The 14,978-nt window shown below is 68.4% G+C and carries 15 protein-coding genes; 8 read left to right on the top strand and 7 right to left on the bottom strand.

From position 1 onward, the window contains the following. Window positions 1-155 precede the first annotated feature (155 nt). Window positions 156-1,445, bottom strand: coding sequence for an isocitrate lyase (gene aceA / locus UAJ10_RS29170; RefSeq protein WP_322918901.1), 1,290 nt, complete (start codon window positions 1,443-1,445; stop codon window positions 156-158). Between the two features lie 363 nt (window positions 1,446-1,808). On the opposite strand from aceA, the gene UAJ10_RS29165 reads away from it, so the two are divergent. Together UAJ10_RS29165 and UAJ10_RS29160 are read left to right on the top strand one after the other, a co-directional pair. After that, entirely contained in the window at window positions 1,809-3,251 is a 1,443-nt protein-coding gene (locus UAJ10_RS29165) for a helix-turn-helix domain-containing protein (protein WP_322918900.1), read from the top strand. 116 nt (window positions 3,252-3,367) lie between these two features. Next, window positions 3,368-3,889 carry a hypothetical protein gene (locus UAJ10_RS29160; RefSeq protein ID WP_322918899.1) on the top strand — a complete coding sequence of 174 codons (522 nt, stop codon included), beginning with the start codon at window positions 3,368-3,370 and terminating at the stop codon, window positions 3,887-3,889. 19 nt (window positions 3,890-3,908) lie between these two features. Here UAJ10_RS29160 and UAJ10_RS29155 read toward each other — a convergent pair whose 3' ends face one another. After that, complete coding sequence (locus UAJ10_RS29155) at window positions 3,909-4,553, bottom strand: hypothetical protein (RefSeq protein WP_322918898.1); 645 nt, start codon at window positions 4,551-4,553, stop codon at window positions 3,909-3,911. A 61-nt stretch (window positions 4,554-4,614) separates the two neighbouring features. Then, window positions 4,615-5,145 carry a GNAT family N-acetyltransferase gene (locus UAJ10_RS29150; RefSeq protein WP_322918897.1) on the bottom strand — a complete coding sequence of 177 codons (531 nt, stop codon included), beginning with the start codon at window positions 5,143-5,145 and terminating at the stop codon, window positions 4,615-4,617. Window positions 5,146-5,333: 188 nt separating this feature from the next. Between UAJ10_RS29150 and UAJ10_RS29145 the strand changes: the two genes are divergently transcribed. Further along, window positions 5,334-6,650: a metal-dependent hydrolase family protein gene (locus UAJ10_RS29145; RefSeq protein WP_322918896.1), complete on the top strand. Its 1,317-nt coding sequence runs from the start codon at window positions 5,334-5,336 to the stop codon at window positions 6,648-6,650. 40 nt (window positions 6,651-6,690) lie between these two features. Further along, window positions 6,691-7,635, top strand: coding sequence for a phytanoyl-CoA dioxygenase family protein (locus UAJ10_RS29140; RefSeq protein WP_322918895.1), 945 nt, complete (start codon window positions 6,691-6,693; stop codon window positions 7,633-7,635). Here UAJ10_RS29140 and UAJ10_RS29135 read toward each other — a convergent pair. Both UAJ10_RS29135 and UAJ10_RS29130 read right to left on the bottom strand, forming a co-directional pair. Then, window positions 7,632-7,994: a VOC family protein gene (locus tag UAJ10_RS29135; protein ID WP_322918894.1), complete on the bottom strand. Its 363-nt coding sequence runs from the start codon at window positions 7,992-7,994 to the stop codon at window positions 7,632-7,634. The two genes, UAJ10_RS29140 and UAJ10_RS29135, sit on opposite strands and share 4 nt — an antisense overlap. Before the next feature lie 166 nt (window positions 7,995-8,160). Then, the gene (locus UAJ10_RS29130) at window positions 8,161-8,640 is read right to left on the bottom strand and encodes a YchJ family protein (RefSeq protein WP_322919075.1); all 480 of its coding nucleotides are present in this window, start codon (window positions 8,638-8,640) and stop codon (window positions 8,161-8,163) included. Window positions 8,641-8,959: 319 nt separating this feature from the next. Between UAJ10_RS29130 and UAJ10_RS29125 the strand changes: the two genes are divergently transcribed. The 4 genes from UAJ10_RS29125 (at window position 8,960) to UAJ10_RS29110 (ending at window position 13,077) form a co-directional block, all read left to right on the top strand. Next, window positions 8,960-9,337 carry a hypothetical protein gene (locus UAJ10_RS29125; RefSeq protein WP_322918893.1) on the top strand — a complete coding sequence of 126 codons (378 nt, stop codon included), beginning with the start codon at window positions 8,960-8,962 and terminating at the stop codon, window positions 9,335-9,337. 262 nt (window positions 9,338-9,599) lie between these two features. After that, window positions 9,600-9,737, top strand: a complete 138-nt coding sequence (locus UAJ10_RS29120; RefSeq protein WP_157999424.1) for a hypothetical protein — start codon at window positions 9,600-9,602, stop codon at window positions 9,735-9,737. Between the two features lie 192 nt (window positions 9,738-9,929). Further along, on the top strand, window positions 9,930-11,267 hold the full coding sequence (locus UAJ10_RS29115) for a Bcr/CflA family multidrug efflux MFS transporter (RefSeq protein ID WP_322918892.1): 1,338 nt from the start codon (window positions 9,930-9,932) through the stop codon (window positions 11,265-11,267). Window positions 11,268-11,523: 256 nt separating this feature from the next. Continuing rightward, window positions 11,524-13,077, top strand: a complete 1,554-nt coding sequence (locus UAJ10_RS29110; protein ID WP_322918891.1) for an efflux transporter outer membrane subunit — start codon at window positions 11,524-11,526, stop codon at window positions 13,075-13,077. 83 nt (window positions 13,078-13,160) lie between these two features. Here UAJ10_RS29110 and UAJ10_RS29105 read toward each other — a convergent pair whose 3' ends face one another. Both UAJ10_RS29105 and UAJ10_RS29100 read right to left on the bottom strand, forming a co-directional pair. After that, a complete protein-coding gene (locus UAJ10_RS29105) occupies window positions 13,161-13,955 on the bottom strand; it encodes a MerR family transcriptional regulator (protein ID WP_322918889.1) in 795 nt (264 codons plus the stop codon). A gap of 198 nt (window positions 13,956-14,153) precedes the next feature. Next, window positions 14,154-14,939: an exodeoxyribonuclease III gene (locus tag UAJ10_RS29100; RefSeq protein WP_322918887.1), complete on the bottom strand. Its 786-nt coding sequence runs from the start codon at window positions 14,937-14,939 to the stop codon at window positions 14,154-14,156. Between the last annotated feature and the right edge of the window lie 39 nt (window positions 14,940-14,978).

The following is a 14,978-nucleotide window of genomic DNA, read 5'->3' as shown; positions in this document are numbered from 1 at the left end:
TGGACGCGTTGGAATTCAGTGAAATCCGGAGGGGAAACCGGGCGGCGGCGGGACGCTCCAGCGTCGTTTACTCCCGCCGCCGCCCGAAGGGTGCTTCCAGGCGAACGGTGCGTCGGCCTTCCCTGGTAGCCACCCCGTTCCGGGGACGGAGACGATCAGTGGAACTGGTCGGTCTCGGTCGAGTCCTTCATGGCGGTGGTGCTGCTGGTGCCGCCGGTGATGGCCATGGACACGGCGTCGAAGTAGCCGGTGCCCACCTCGCGCTGGTGCTTCACCGCGGTGAAGCCCTGTTCGACGGCGGCGAATTCCTTCTGCTGCAGTTCGGAGAAGGCGGCCATGCCGCGCTCCTTGTAGCCGCGCGCCAGCTCGAAGGTGGCGTAGTTCAGCGAATGGAAGCCCGCCAGGGTGATGAACTGGAACTTGTAGCCCATGGCGCCCAGTTCCTGCTGGAAGCGGGCGATGGTCGCCTCGTCCAGGTTGGCGCGCCAGTTGAAGCTGGGCGAGCAGTTGTAGGCCAGCAGCTTGCCGGGGAACTGCTTGTGCACGGCCTCGGCGAAGCGGCGGGCGTCATCCAGGTTGGGCTTGGACGTTTCCCACCACAGCAGGTCGGCGTAAGGGGCGTAGGCCAGGCCGCGGGCGATGCAGTAATCGACGCCCATGCCCTTGCGGATGCGGAAGAAGCCTTCCGGCGTGCGGTCGTTGCGATCGATGAAGGGATGGTCGCGCTCATCCACGTCGGACGTGATCAGCTGCGCGCTTTCCGCGTCGGTGCGGGCCACCACCAGGGTGCTGGTGCCGCTGACGTCGGCGCCCAGGCGGGCGGCGTTCAGGATGCGGATGAACTGCTGGATGGGGATCAGCACCTTGCCGCCCAGGTGGCCGCACTTCTTCTCCGACGCCAACTGGTCCTCGAAATGGACGGCGGCGGCGCCGGCCTCGATCATGGACTTCATCAGCTCATGGGCGTTCAGCGGACCGCCGAAGCCGGCCTCGGCGTCGGCGACGATGGGCACCATCCAGTTGATGTCGTCCTTGCCCTCGGAATGGGAAATCTGGTCGGCGCGCAGCAGGGCGTTGTTGATGCGCTTCACGACGCTGGGGACCGAGTTGGCCGGGTACAGGCTCTGGTCCGGGTACATCTGGCCCGCCAGGTTGGCGTCGGCCGCGACCTGCCAACCGGACAGGTAGATGGCTTCCAGGCCGGCCTTGGCCATCTGCACGGCCTGATTGCCGGTGAAGGCGCCCAGGCTGTGGACGTAGGGACGGGTGTGCAGCAGTTCCCACAGGCGGCGGGCGCCCAGCTCGGCCAGGGTGTATTCGATCTTCACCGTGCCGGACAGACGCTTCACGTCATCCATGGTGTAGTCGCGCTTGATTCCGTCGAAGCGGCGGGCATGCAGCGCCTTCAGGTCGGTGGGGGTGGGGCCTTGATCCAGCGGAGCCATGATCGCCTAATTCCTTTCATTCAAGACTTCGGACGGCCGCTTTGAGTGGGTTGGAACCATGACGGTTCCGGCCGACCTGATGATGTTCCCGTGACCGCCGGCGTTCGCCTGTTTCGCACTGCGTCCGTCGCGTTCACTGCACTGCATTAGACTTGGCGATTTGGTAAACCGGATCAATAAGTCTTTGATTGAAAAGTGGTAATGATGTAATCTCTTGTAATGTCGGTAAGTGAAAACTTGTAAAGTTTGTAAATTAACTTACCCTTCCGGCGCAGTGCGGAAGGGGTGGGAACCAAGCGGCGGCAGGGCTAAGGCCCCGTGAAAACAAGCGGCTGGCAAACCGGATGGGGAGGGGATGGCGCGATGGCGGCGGAAAAGAAGGCGATGCTGGGCCACAAGGTGCGCCGCCTGCGTCGCGACCTGCACCTGACCCAGGCCCAGATGGCGGAGATGCTGGCCATCTCCCCCTCCTACCTGAACCTGATAGAGGGCAACCAGCGGCCGCTGACCGTGGCGTTGCTGCTGAAGATCGGCCAGACCTTCGACGTGGATCTGGCCACCTTCGCCGAGGATGACGAGGTGCGGCTGGTGGCGGGCCTGCGCGAGGTGTTCGCCGACCCGCTGTTCGACCATACCGACATCAAGAACCAGGACATGAAGGAGCTGGCGGCCGTCGCCCCAGGCCTGGGCCAGGCGGTGGTCACCCTCTATCGCGCCTATCTTGAGGCGCGGGAGGACATCCAGGCGCTGGCGGAAAAGGTGGATGACCGCGACCGCCAGCACCCCCAGGCGGCCGGTCAGCAGTTCGCCCAGGATGAGGTGGGGGAGTTTTTCCAGGACCAGAACAACCATTTTCCCGAGCTGGAGCTGGCGGCGGAAACGCTGTGGTTCGATGGTGACTTGGATTCGGCCGACCTCTATGGCTCCCTCGCCCGCTTCGTGCAGAAGGCCCATGGCCTGACGGTCAAGCTGATGCCGGTGGAGGTGATGGGCGAGACGGTGCGCCGCTACGACCGCCATTCCCGGCGGGTGCTGATCTCGGAAATGCTGCCACCGGCGGGGCGCACCTTCCAGCTGGCGGTGCAGGTGGCCCTGATGCGCCACCGCGACCTGCTGTCGGCCACGGTGGAAAAGGCCACCATGGCCAGCGAGGACTCGCGCCAGCTGGCCCGCATCGTCCTGGCCGGCTACTTCGCCGCCGCCGTCATGATGCCCTATGGCCGCTTCCTGGAAGCGGCGAAGTCCGCCCGCTACGACATCGAGGTGCTGATGCACCGCTTCGTCGCCAGCTTCGAGCAGGTCTGCCACCGGCTGACGACCCTGCAGCGGCCGGGGGCCAAGGGCGTCCCCTTCTTCCTGGTGCGGGTGGATCCGGCGGGCAACATCTCCAAGCGGTTCAGCGCCGTGCCCGGCTTCCACATGGCGCGCTTCGGCGGTGGCTGCCCGCGCTGGACCGTGCATCAGGCCTTCCGCAACCCAGGCCAAATCCTGACCCAGCTGATGCGCATGCCGGACGGCACCAGCTATTTCGCCATCGCCCGCACCCTCAGCAAGGCGGGCGGGTGGAAAAGCGTGCCGCGCCAGTTCGCCCTCAGCCTGGGCTGCGAGGCGACGCAGGCGCACCAGCTGATCTATGCCGACGGCATCGACCTGGCCGGCGCGCAGGCGACGCCGGTAGGCACCAACTGCCGCCTGTGCCCGCGCCTGGATTGCACGCAGCGGGCCTTCCCGCCCTTGAACCACCGCCTGGTGGTGGATGAGAACATCCGCGGCCTGTCCAGCTACATCGGGCCGCCCACCGGCTGATGGTCATATTAACGGCGGGCATCCATCCCATCCCCTTGCGTCCTTGCCGCCTAACGCCGTAGGCGGCAGGGTGGCGCCGGGCCGTCGTGGGAAGGGCCGTTGTGGGGGAAGTCATCATGCGCAGGTTGGCGGTGGGTATGGCCTTGGGCGCCATCGCGGGCGTGTCGATGGCCGCGTTCGCCGATCCGGCGCCGGGCCTGAAGCCCATGGCCTTCCTGGCCGGCCATTGCTGGAAGGGCGAATTCCCCGGCGGGCAGCAGCGCACCGACACCCACTGCTTCGCCTGGCTGTACGAGGGCAAGGCCCTGCGCGACAGCCACACGGTGCGCGCGCCCGGCCAGCCGGATTACGTGGGCGAGACGACCTACTATTGGGACCCTGCGGCCAAGCGGGTGGAATACCTCTACATCGAGAACCAGGGCGGCATCAGCCATGGCACGGTGACGGCCGAGGGCGGCGCCCTGATCTTCCCCGCCACCCAGTATGTGGCGGAGGGCCAGGCCATGACCTACCGCGTGCGCTGGACACCGCAAGGGGACGCCGATGGCGAGCCCCAGTCGTATGAGGCGTGGAGCGAGGCCCAGACCAAGGACGGCTGGTCCACCATGTTCAAGCTGGCGCTGAAGCGGCAGCCCTGAACCCCCAGCAAACGCCGGATCAATCGCCCTTGGGGCCCTTTGGGACCTCCAGCGCGCGGTCGGCCGCCGTCAGGGCGCCCTTGCCGGCCATGGTCAGGACGATGACGTAGTTCTGATAGTGGCGCAGCCGCTCGATCAGGGTCTGGCGCTGGGTGGCGGTCATCTGGGCGGGATCGGTGCCGAACAGGCGCATGTCCTGCCATTCCGCCAGCTGCGCCTTTTCCTGCTCCGTGAACAAGCGGAAGCCTGCATAGGCCTCGGCATAGCGGCGCACCGCGTCGTAGGGCAGTTCGCCCAGGGCCTGGGTGGCGATGGCGGCGTCCCAGCTGGCGCTGGACATCAGGTCCAGGCGGATGCCGGGGTACTTCAGCTCCGTGCCCGCGGTCCCCTTGCCCTGCTGCCAGGCGGTCAGCAGGGCGATGTCCTCCTCCGCCCGGGTGTTGTGCCCGGCGATCTCGTCCAAGACCTCCCGCACAGCCTTGCGATTCTCCGCCAGTTCGGCATGGAAGCTTTCCACCGCCTGGCGCGCCAATTCATGGCGATGATAGGCCTCCACCGCCTGTTCCAGGCCCAGCGCGATCAGGATGCCGACGGTGACCACGCCGATATGGATGGCGAAGTCCTTCAGGGATTGGATGGGGCTTTCCGGGGCGTGGATTTCCATGGGCGTGTTCCGCGTCTTGTCGGAATGGCGGGTGGGTATGGGACGGGCGGGTGGGAAACGGTCAGTTCAGGATTTTCTGCAGGAACACCAAATCCAACCAGCGGTCGAACTTGCGCCCCACCTGGGGCAGGCGCCCGGTCTCGTTGAAGCCATAGCGCTGGTGCAGGCGGATGCTGGTCAGGTTGCTGGCCTCTATCCCGGCGATCATGACATGCAGGCCGGCGGCCGTCGCCCGCGCCAGCAGGGCGGACAACAGGGCGGTGCCGATGCCCCGGCCCCGCGCCGCCTCATCCACGTACAGGGAATTCTCCACCGTGTGCTGATAGCCGCTGCGGGCGCGGAACTCCCCATATGTGGCGAAACCCAGCACCTCGCCCGGCGGCGCGTCGGGGCCGGACGTCGCCACCAGCACGGGCTGGCCCTTGGCTTGGCGGTCGGCCAGCCAGGCGGCACGCTCCGCCACCGAGGTGGGCTCCAGGCTCCAGATCGCGGTGGTGTGGACGATGGCCTCGTTCAGGATGGCCACGATTCGCGGCAGGTCGGCGGCATTGGCGTCGCGGATGTGGACGAAGGGGGGCTGTGCGGCGGACATGGGCGTCGGTCGGACCTCGGGTTCTCGCTTTGGTGGCACCGGTAAAACACATGAACCCGACCCCTTTGGCAATGGCCGTTGCCGGACCGGGGTCGGGGCGGATACCGTTGCGCCCAAGGGCCGCCGCCGAAACGGGCGGTTCCACAAAGACATGACACAGGCGGAAGGGGCATGGGATGAGGGGCTTGATGGGGACGTGCGCCGGGGTGGCGGCGCTACTGGCGTCCACGGCGATGATGGCGGGCGCGGGGGCGGCCGAGGCGCCGCATGACACCGTGGTCTATGCCGGCGCGCTGATCGACGGCGTCACTTTCACCCCCCACCGGCAGGTCACCATCGTGGTGCGCGAGGGCAAGGTGGCGGCGGTGGAGGCCGGCTACGTCGCCCATCCCGGCGCCACGGTCGTCGACCTGAAGGACCAGACTGTGCTGCCGGGCCTGATCGACTGCCACGTCCACATCTCGTCCAAGCTGCCCAGCCAGGCCAACGCGGTGGAGGACATGATGACCCACACCGCCGTGGACGCGGTGCTGGACGGCGTCGTCTTCGCCCGCGCCATGCTGCTGCAGGGCTTCACCAGCGCGCGCGACGTGGGCGGCGGGGACGACACGGTGTCGCTGCGCAACGCCATCAACGAGGGCAAGGTGCCGGGCCCGCGCCTGTGGGTGTCGCTGGAGCCGCTGGGCCCCACCGGCGGCCATGGCGACCCGTCCAATGGCTTCGATTCCCGCCTGCATCATCCCGACTGGCAGAACGGCATCGTCGACACGCCGGACATGGCCCGCCTGCGGGTGCGGGAGCATCACAAGCGCGGCGCCGACGTCATCAAGATCATGCCGTCGGGCGGCATCGCCAGCACGGGCGACGACCCCCGCGCCCAGCTGATGACGAATGAGGAGATCAAGGCCGCCATCGACACGGCGCACGCGCTGGGCATGAAAGTGGCGGCCCACACCTACCCGGCCCAGGCCATCATCAACACGGTGAACGCCGGCGTCGATTCCATCGAGCACGGCTCCTTCGCGGATGCCGACGCGGTCAAGGCCATGAAGGCCCACGGCACCTACCTGGTGCCGACGCTCACCGTCTACGACGTCTACATGAAGGCGGCGCAGGACCATCCCGAGCTGCTGCCGCCGGGGACGGCGGAAAAGGAACTGGCCAACGACGCCATACCGAAGCGCAACCTGCCGCTGGCCTACAAAGCGGGGGTGAAGATCGCCTACGGCACCGACATCGGCGAGGGTGACCATGCCCGCGAATTCGCCCTGCTGGCCGAGGCGGGCGTGACCCCGGCCGACGCCCTGGCCTTCGCCACCCGCAACGCCGCCGACCTGATCGGCGCCACCGACCGCATCGGCACGGTGCAGCCGGGCCGCTACGCCGACCTGATCGCCGTGGCCGGGGACCCGCTGAGCCATCTGGAGTTGATGGAACAGGTGCGGTTTGTCATGAAGGGGGGCGTGGTCTACAAGGCCGACGGCCACCCGGTCCCGCAGCCCTGACGGCGGGCGGGATCAGACGGCGAAGGGGGAACGGGCGGTGATGGGACCACGGGAGGGCGACATCAGTCTGGTGGAGCGCTGGCGCACCCGCATCCCGTCCTGGCGCGTCTTCCTGGAGCGGGCGCAGACCGACCGGCGGCTGGCTATCTACGACCTGCTGCCCCTGGTCTGGACGCCCCGGGCCCGCGACATCGCCGCCGCCATCGTCGCCTTCTTCCAGCCCAAGACGCTGTGGCCCCGTCCCACCAACCAGGCCCGGTCCTGGGCGCGCGACCTGGCTTGGCAGGGCCTGGTGCCCCTGCCGGCCCTGGACGGCGAGGTGGCGGCCGAGATCCGCGCCTATTTCCAGGGCGTGCCGTGCAGCGACCCCTTCCGGCCCCACTTGGGGGCCTTTCCCTGGGACCAGCCGGCCAGCGATGAAACCAACATGGGCTATTACGCGGCGCGGGACATCCTGGCCGCCCCCCATGTGCTGGCGCTGCTGAACGACCCCACCATCCTGGACGTGGCGGAGCTGTACCTGGGCTGCAAGCCGGTGCTGGACAACATCGGCTGCTGGTGGTCCTACGGCGGGCGCCCGGCGGCCAAGGGCACCCAGCGCTATCATCGCGACTGGGATTCGCTGAAAGGCTTCAAGCTGTTCTTCTACCTGACCGACGTGGGGGAGGAGGACGGCCCCCATGTCTACGTGCGGGGCAGCCACCGCGACCCACGCCTGGCGGTGGGCAAGGCCCTGTCGGACGAGGTGGTGCACCGCGTCTTCGGCGCCGACAAGGTGGCGACGGTTACCGGCGCGGCCGGCACCCGCTTCCTGGCCGACACCTTCGGCTTCCACAAGGGGCAACTGCCCCGCGCCGGTCGCCGCCTGATCCTGACGGCCCAGTACAACGTCCACTCCTCCCCCCACACCCCGCGCCAGCCCTGGCTGCCCCGCGACAGCCATTTCGACCCGGACGTGAACCGGCGGGTGATGAAGCGGCGCTAGCGCTGTTGGAAGATGAAGGTGTTGCCGCTGGGATCGTCGATATAGACCTCGCGGGTGCCCCAGGTCTGGTCCAGCGGCCCCTCATGCACGGGCGAATTCGCCCTGGTCGGCGCCACCAGGCCCCGCGCCGTGAAGGAGGCGAACAGCCCGTCGACATCGTCGCAGAGGACGATCGTCGATGCGCGGCCGTATCGCCCATCCGGGGTCAGGTTGAGGTGCAGTTCGTCGGGGCCCCGGTTCAGAAGGGCATAAAACGGGGTGTCGGCCGGAAAGCTGCGCACCAGTTCGAAGTCAAGCACCTGGGTGAGGAACGTCAGCGCCTCCGCCATGTCCCGCACGATAAGCACAGGGATAAGCATGGGGCCCACCTCCCCGCCTGATTTCGTCGCCCGCGACGGTCGCACGGAAAGCGAACCGCCGGCAAGCGCCGGGGCTTGCCCGATCCCACGGGCGGAATTGGAAACCCCCGCCGGGCCTGGCCTGGCGGGGGGTCTTCTCATGTCAATCCGGCAGACGCCAGGCGGTTCAGGCGCCGTGGCACTTCTTGTACTTCTTGCCGCTGCCGCAGGGGCAGGGATCGTTGCGACCCACCTTGTCCGCCGTGCGCGGGCGCGGACCCATGGCGCCGTCGACATAGTACCAGCGGCCGTCGCGCTTCTCGAAACGGCTAGTCTCGTGGTGCAGGTAGTCCTTGCCCTCGAAGTTGAAGCGGGCGACGAACTCCACCTTGCCGGTGTCGTCCTCGGGGCCGCCAGCCTCTGTCCAGCGGACCTCCAGGCCCTGCCACTTGCTGTCGCGGGCCCACTGCTCGGTCTCTTCGCGGTTGAAGTCCTCCGCCGTGTCCGGCAGCAGGGTGCTCTGCAGGTAATCGATGTTCTGCACGATGAAGGCGGAATAGCGCGAGCGCATCAGCGCCTCGGCCGTGGGCGGCAGGGCGGCGCCCGCATGATAGGGGCCGCAGCAATCTTCATAGGCGCGGGCGCTGCCGCAATGGCACTGGCTCATCGTCGTCACGGGTCTCAACATCGAAAAGAAGGGGTATCTGTGCTGCCAGATACCGCAAACCGCCGCCGGACGCCAGTGCGCAGGCCGCACCACCGCCGTTCCGTAACCATGGGCCCGCCGCCACCCGGCCGAACCCTGCGCGCACGCGCGGCACGCCAGCCTTGCGGCGCCTGGGCCTTGCGGCGGCGGGGCCGAGCGCTCATTTGCTTGGTGTAACAGGATGTGTGCCCGGGTCGAATGCCGGGGCCGACCACCGCCGATCCCAAGGCCGACCCCATCCTCGCCCGCCGCACGGATCCCCTCAGGGAGTGCACGAACCATGTCCTTGCCTGGCAACACCGCGCTGACCACGGGCCCATCCACGGCCCCGAAACGCCGCTGGCCCTCCTTGGCGTTGAAGGGCTTGGCGGCGGGTGCTGCGCTTCTGGCCCTGTCGGGCTGCGTGGCCGACGGCTACTACGCCACGCCGGCCTATTCGGGCCCCTACGCCTACTCCACCTACCCTTACTACGACGGCTACGGCTATTACGGCGCCTATCCCTATTACGTCGGCATCGGCGGTTATTATCCGTATTACGGCTGGGGCCATGGTTATTGGCATGGCCACTACGGTGGCTGGTCGGGCGGCCATTGGGGCGGTGGTCACTGGGGCGGTGGTCACTGGGGTGGGCACGGCGGCGGGTTTGTTCATCACTGAACCCGCCACCGGGCGTGGCGCATCGGCATGAGGCATCGGCGGGGTCGCCAGGCGCCCGGTCCAGCGATGGGCCGGGCGTTTCGCTGCGCGCGTCGGGGCCATTTCCTGCGTCAGCGTGCCACGGCATGAACCCGATCATGCCCAGCAGCCGCCGTCTTGTTGTCGCATTTGGCTGCCAAATTTCTCCCATGCCGATAGCCCGATGGGACGCGCCCCAACGGCACCCTTCCCAGGGCATGGCCTGACAGTCCGGAGAGAAATGATGTCTGATCGATCCCGTTCCATTCTGACCCGGCTGGTCCTGGCCGGGATGGTGCTGGCCGGACTGTCCGGCTGCGTGATTGAGGAACGTCCTTATCACCACCACTATTGGCACCACGACTATTACGACCATTACTAAGCTCATCAGGCGCCGACGTCGGGCGCCGGGTGCGATCGCGAAAGGCCGGAGGCGCCCTGGGAACGGGCCCCCGGCTTTTCTTTTGGGAGAAGGGCGGTGGCGCCGCCGCCCATCGTCCGGCGCGGGGCTGATCCGCACAAAGGCCGGATTGGTTGGCGGCCCGGCTGTGGCCATCATTGTTGCACATGCCAAATGGCGTGGTTGGGGGCGGGCGCACCGCTCAAGGAGCTGAAGGTGGCGGTGGAACAGGTGGCCTCGGGATCGGCGATCGCCGGCGGGGCGTCGATGGGGGTTTCCGCGGTTGCGGGGGCTGTGGATGCGGGCGGGCGCCGGGGTGCCGGACTGCTGACCCAGCGCGGCGTGGGCTTCGTCGCCATGCTGGCCATGTTGATGTCCTTCGGCTCCATGTCGGTCGACATGTACCTGCCGGCCATGCCGCAGATCGCCCGGGACCTGGGCGTCACCCAGGCGGGTGTCGAATCGTCGCTCACCGCCTTCTTCCTGGCGTTCGGCCTGTGCCAGCTGTTCTGGGGGCCGCTGGGCGACCGCTTCGGCCGCCGCGGGCCCATCCTGGTGGGCATCCTGCTGTACCTGGCGGGCAGCGCCGGCTGCGCCGCCGCGCGGGACATCGCCACGCTCAGCCTGTGCCGCGCCGTCCAGGCGGCGGGCGCCGGCGCCGCGCCGGTGCTGGCCCGCGCCATGGTGCGCGACGTCTTCGACCGCGACCGCGCCGCCAGCGTCTTCTCCATGATGATGCTGGTCATGGGCATCGCCCCCATGGCCGCCCCGCTGCTGGGTGGGCAGGTGCTGGCCTATCTGGACTGGCGCGCCATCTTCTGGGTGCAGGCGGGCTTCGGCCTGGTGGCCATGGCCGGCCTGATCAGCCAGCGGGAAACCCTGAACCCGGCCCTGCGGGCGCGGTCCAACGGGCTGGCCCAGCTGCGCAGCTATGGCCAGCTGATGGTCAGCGGCCGTTTCCTGGGCTACGCCCTGACGTCCGCGATGATCTATGGCGGCATGTTCGCCTACATCGCCGGCACGCCCTTCGTGTACATCGACTATTTCCACGTGCCGGCCAACCTGTACGGCCTGTTGTTCGGCCTTAACATCGTCGGCATGATCATCGTCAACATGATCAACAGCCGCCTGGTGCTGCGCCTGGGCACGGACCGCCTGCTGGCCTGGGGGGCCGCCTGCATCGCCCTGTTCGGCATCGGGCTGGCCGCGGTTGGGTGGTTTGAGGCCGGCTGGACCGGCGCGGGCGGCCTGTGGGGCATCGTCGCCGGGCTGTTCCTGTTCATGGCCTTCACCGGCCTGATCGGCGCCAACGCCACGGCGGGCGCCCTGGCCTCCTACCCCCACATGGCGGGCACCGCCTCGGCCCTCATGGGCTCGACCCAGTTCGTCACCGGCGCCGTGGTCGGCACCCTGGTGGGCTGGCTGGCCGACGGCACGCCCTGGCCCATGGCCGCCATCATCGGCGGCCTGGGTGTGCTGGGTTTCGCCTTCAACCGCCTGCTGATCCGCTGAACGCAACAGTGGCATGCGCCACTATTGTGCGCCTGCGCTGATCCATGTGCGCCGCGTCACTGAGACGCGGCCGGGGTTTGCCTTAAACAACGGCACGATTGCACCGGATCGGGTGCGTCGGGCAGGGGCGGGGGGCCAACCCGATCGGCCTGGCGCACGCCGCTTCCCTCTGACACGCGTCCTGTCTGCCCAGCCCCTGCGCCGTTCCCGCGCGCGAGGGGCACGAAACCGTTTTGCCGGATCGAAGGTTTCCACGATGTCCACGTCGCGTACCCTTGCTTCCACCTCCTGGTTCCGCCGCCTGGCCACCCGCCGCCTGGCCGTCGCCTTCCTGCCGCTGATGCTGGCGGCCTGCGCGCTGGACGGGGAAACCCCGGCCGACCCGACCAAGTCCCTGGTGATGCCATCCCACTGGGATGCCACCTCCACCCAGGGCGGTGCGAAGGACGGCACCACCCAGACGGCCGCCATTACCACCGACGCCGCCGCCTGGCCGACGACCGACTGGTGGTCGGGCTTCAACTCGCCGGAACTGACCCAGCTGTTGGCCCAGGCCCGCGCCGACAATCCCGACCTGGGCGCCGCCGCCGCCCGCATCGCCCAGGCCGAGGCCCAGGCGGAAATCTCCGGCGCCTCGCTGTGGCCCAGCGTGCAGCTGGGGCTGAGCAGCACCCGCTCCGGCAGCCGCAACATCAAGGGCTCGGCCGCCGCCGGCCTGAATGGCGCCGTGCCGCTGAACGACTACGCCGGCAATGTGCACCAGGCCTCGCTGTCCGCCAGCTATGAGATCGACTTCTGGGGCAAGAACCGCGCCACGCGGGACAGCGCCCAGTTCAGCCTGGACGCCAGCCGCTTCGACAGCGAGACGGTGGCCCTGTCGCTCAGCAGCAACGTGGCCGCCACCTACTTCCAGATCCTGGCGATCCGCGACCGCCTGGCGGTCGCGCGCGGCAACCTGGAAAACGCCGAGCATGTGCTGTCCCTGATCGATGCCCGCGTGCAGGCCGGCGCCGACAGCCAGCTGGACCTGGTGCAGCAGCGCTCCATCGTCGCCACCCAGCGCGCCGCCGTCCCGGCCCTTGAGCAGCAGGAGCGCACCCAGCTGAACGCCCTGGCCATCCTGCTGGGCCGGGCGCCCGAGGGCTTCACCGTGCAGGCCAAGGGCCTGGCCGACGTGCAGCCGCCGGCGTTGGGCACCGGCGTGCCGGCCGAACTGCTGACCCGCCGGCCCGACATCCGCTATGCCGAGGCGCAACTGGCCGCGGCCGGTGCCGACATCAAGGTGGCGCGCACCCAGATGCTGCCGTCCGTCACCCTGAACGCCAGCACGGGCGTCGAGGCGGCGACCCTGGCCCACCTGGTGAACGCCCCCACCCTGCTGTTCAGCCTGGGCGGCGACATCGCGCAGAGCCTGTTCTCCGGCGGTCGCCTGGAAGGCCAGGTGCACCAGGCCGAGGGCCGGCACCGCGAGCTGGCGGAGGATTACCGCAAGGCCGCGCTGTCCGCGCTGTCCGACGTGGAAAGCGCCGTCTACTCCATCGACCGTTATCAGGACCAGTACGGCCTGCAGAAGGACGCCGTGGCCCAGAGCCAGCGGGCCTTCGAACTGGCCGAGGATCGCTACCGCGGCGGCCTGACCGACCTGCAGACCCTGCTGGATACCCAGCGCACCCTGCTGTCCACACAGGACACGCTGGCCCAGGTGAAGCTGTCGCGGGTGCAGGCCAGCGTCAGCCTGTTCAAGGCGCTGGGCGGCGGCTGGCAGGACGACGGCAGCAGCTTCCTGTCGCAGGCCAAGGCCGCGCGCTGATCCCAACCGGCTTGATCTTCCGTTTCGCTTAATCTCAGGGAAAACCCGCCCGGCCGCTGACCAGGGCGGGTTTTCTTTTGCGCCTACGCCTGGCCGCCTTTCATGGCGGCGCCGACGTAGTCCCACAGGCCCTGGTCGAAGGGCAGGCCCTGGCCCTGCGGGTCGCGGTCCAGCGCTTTCTGCCACAGGCCGGCGGTGCGCCGCGCCACCGCCCCGTCGCCCTGGGTGAAGGCGGTGACCAGGCCTTGCCAGCGCCGTGCGGCCTCTTGCGCACGGGAGTCGCTGGCCGGCACGCCGGCTTGGCGCAGGGCCTGGATGTCGGCGATCAACTCCGTCCAGGCGCGGGCACCCTCGGTCGCCGCCGCCTCACTGCCCCGGGGCGTCATCAGGGTGGCGCGTTCCTCGGCCGTATAGTCCTCGGCCAGGATGGTGCGCAGGGTTTCAGGCATCGTGTTCATGTCCAATCTCCGGATCAAAATGCACAGGTCATCGACGGAGATCGGGGTGGCGCCGGGGCGGGACATGTCCGTGCGGACCAGGGCCTGTTCCACCAGGTCCAGGCCGGCCTGGGCCGCCGCCAGCCGCCCGCGCCAGAGGGCGGCCTGCACCTCCAGCACGCGCCGCAGGGACGGGGTGTCACTAGCCAGGACCTGGGCGATCTCGGCCAGCGACAGGCCCAGGGACTTCAGCGCCTGGATGATGCCCAGGCGCTGGAACTCCCGCGGGCCGTACAGCCGCCAGCCCTTGTCGGTGCGTGGCGGGTCCAGCAATCCCCGTGCTTCATAGACCCGCAGCGCCCGGACGGTCAGCCCGGTGCGTGACGCCGCTTCCGCCGCCGTCAGCACCGGTTCCGCCGCCCGCACTGGTTTCCTGGCCATGCCGCCCACTCTTGTAAGCACCGCTCGTCCCCGATCATCGTCGATAAGGGACGGTGCGGGTATGACCCAGGGTCCGGCTCAAGAGATTTTTTTCGTCCGTCCAAAGGCCGGCGACCGCCGGCCCCGCAGTGAGCACCGCAGGGCGGAACGAGGATAAGCCAAAGGCGCGGATGCGCCTGCCGGCGTTTGAGGAAAAACTTAAAGATAATCCACCGTCAGCGGCGCGTGATCGCTGAAGCGCTGGTCCTTGTAGATGGCGGCCCGCTGGGCGGTGGCGGCGACGCCGGGGGTGGCGATCTGGTAGTCGATGCGCCAGCCCACGTTCTTGGCCCAGGCCTGGCCCCGGTTGGACCACCACGTGTAGCCCTCCTCCCCGGCCTCGGGGTACAGGCGGCGATAGACGTCGACCCAGCCCTGCTCGTCGAACAGGCGGGACAGCCAGGCGCGCTCCTCCGGCAGGAAGCCGGAGTTCTTCAGGTTGCCCTTCCAATTCTTCAGGTCGATCTCCTTGTGGGCGATGTTCCAGTCGCCGCAGATGATGACCTGGCGACCCGCCTGGGCGAGGGCCGCCATATGGGGCAGGAAGCGGCCCATGAAGGCGAACTTGGCGGCCTGGCGGTGCTCCCCGCTGGAGCCGGAGGGCAGGTAGACCGAGACGACCGACAGGTCGCCGAATACCGTCTCGACATAGCGGCCCTCGGCATCGATGTCCTCGTGCCCCAGGCCGATGATCACCTGGTCCGGCGCTTTGCGGCTGTAGACGCCGACGCCGCTGTAGCCCTTTTTCTCCGCGTACTGGAAATAGCCGTTGTAGGCGACGCCGGTGGCGTCGCCGGGCGCCAGCATCAGGGGCGTCATGTCCTCGGCCTGGGCCTTCAACTCCTGCACGCAGACGACGTCGGCGTCCTGGGCCGCCATCCACTCGAAGAAGCCCTTGGTGGTGGCGGAGCGGATGCCGTTCAGGTTGGCGGAGATGATGCGCATGCTGGGGCTTTCGTCAAAGGGTCAGGCAAAGAAAAGGGG

The organism is Nitrospirillum guaranorum, from assembly GCF_034653275.1.
GTDB lineage: Bacteria > Pseudomonadota > Alphaproteobacteria > Azospirillales > Azospirillaceae > Nitrospirillum.
Note: the sequence above shows the minus strand (reverse complement) of the source record. Positions and strands in the feature narration are given on the sequence as shown.